The sequence below is a fragment of the Pedobacter psychrodurus genome (genome assembly GCF_004331735.1).
Lineage (GTDB): Bacteria > Bacteroidota > Bacteroidia > Sphingobacteriales > Sphingobacteriaceae > Pedobacter > Pedobacter psychrodurus.
Genome location: NZ_SJSO01000052.1, coordinates 1 through 1,631 on the forward strand (window position 1 = coordinate 1; position 1,631 = coordinate 1,631).

Genomic DNA, 1,631 nt, shown 5'->3' on the forward strand with positions numbered 1-1,631 from the left:
TTTCTTTTACTATATAACAAAAAGATCAAGCCACCTGTAACTTTAATGCATTGAGTGCTTTTTCCAGTGCTGCAATCCGTACTTTTTTCTGCTTTTGTAGATGTTCTTCATTGTTTAATGGATTGAATGACTGCTTCTCAGTAACCATTTTATAATAGATGCATGCTAGTTTTCGTGCTGTGGCTACTATGGCATATTTATAGCCGCCTTTACTTTTCATTTTTCTAAAAAAATGTCCTAGTAAATGGTTGCTATTCTGAACTCCACCAGCGGCCATCCGGAAAGCCTGAGCTGCCGCGTTGGGCTTTTTCCTTTGCAACTTACTGGAGATGAGTTTTCCGCCAGATATTTTGTTGTTGGGGCATAAATTGAGCCATGAGGCGAAGTGTGCTGCCGATGGCCATTTAAGCAAGTCTGTTCCGGTTTCAGAAAGTATTTCTAGGGCGCTTACCTCGCTTAGTCCGTATATATCCAGTACATCAATGCCATGGATGCCCTTAAGATAAGCTTGGGTATTAAAGAAAGGCTGGTTCTTGGTCTTCTTCTGGTTGAATAACCTACCCGTTGGGGTTAATTTAATTTCTTTTTCAGGTTCTGCTATACCATCATTGTTTCTGGCATGCATCTGCTGCAACTGGTATTCAATTTTTTGCTCGCATTGCACCAACTGGGTCTGAAAAAACTTGTATTGAGTATAATTCTGTTCTAAAAGAAACAGTTGTTCTTCACGCCAGTTACCCTTGAGCGAACTTACAATAATACTGCGATCTGCCTTAATCCTGCTATCAACGAAGGATAGGAAATTTTCTGCCTGACGCTCGCCTGAAAGAATAGCCTCTATCATCGCTCTTCCTGTTTTACCCATCAAATCGCTGATGACGGTGTGTATCTTCAGGTTCATGAGTTCAAGTGCCTTTTGCATTCTTAATACCGTTGTACTACTGTCGCGGATCAAATTTCGTCTGTGACGAACCAGCGTCCGCAGCACATCGGTCTGGTCGTCAGGCAGAAAACAGTTTTTCAATAAACCACAGCTATGGAGCTTTTGTATCCACTGTGCATCGCTCTGGTCATTCTTTTTACCACTGATGTTGCGCGTGTGGCGGGCATTTACCAAATAGACCTCAAAACCTCTTTCAATCAATAACATACCAAGATTTTTCCAGTAAATCCCGGTACTTTCCATTGCAACTGTAGTAATACCGCACTCGGTTAACCATTCTACAATAGCCAGCAGATCATCGGTAAATGTACCGAAGTCTCTTACATAGGAACCGTTACAGCATCCCTCGGGTACAGCTACCACATGTAATGTATCACCGATGTCGATTCCTGCTGCATTTGCATTAACTAAAGGAAGCTGAACAATTTCTTTAAGCCCTTGCTTCTTTTCTGTGTTTTTTTGACCTTTACTCATAAAATTCATTTTTAATAAACATCCTGCAAAGTCGGCAGGCTTGAAGATTAGTTTACTATACGAACTTCAGTGTTCAATCGACAACTTCAACTGCTGACTTGGTCAGATTTGACAATGACTTGGGGGTCAGTAAGAATAACGACCTTATGCGGGATGTTTTTTCCCAAAGTTATTATTCTCGCAAACTGAAGCATCGTTTAAATGATATTTGACA

General features: G+C 41.0%; 1 protein-coding gene. It reads right to left on the reverse strand.

Annotated elements, in window-relative coordinates:
* Positions 1–25 precede the first annotated feature (25 nt).
* Positions 26–1,417 (reverse strand): IS110 family RNA-guided transposase, encoded by a 1,392-nt coding sequence (locus EZ456_RS24945; RefSeq protein ID WP_165501413.1) that lies wholly within the window; start codon positions 1,415–1,417, stop codon positions 26–28.
* Positions 1,418–1,631 lie beyond the last annotated feature (214 nt).

Bases quoted from the DNA above. Each gene is read 5' to 3' on its own strand.
- EZ456_RS24945 (WP_165501413.1), bottom strand. From the start codon at position 1,417: ATGAGTAAAGGTCAAAAAAACACAGAAAAGAAGCAAGGGCTTAAAGAA.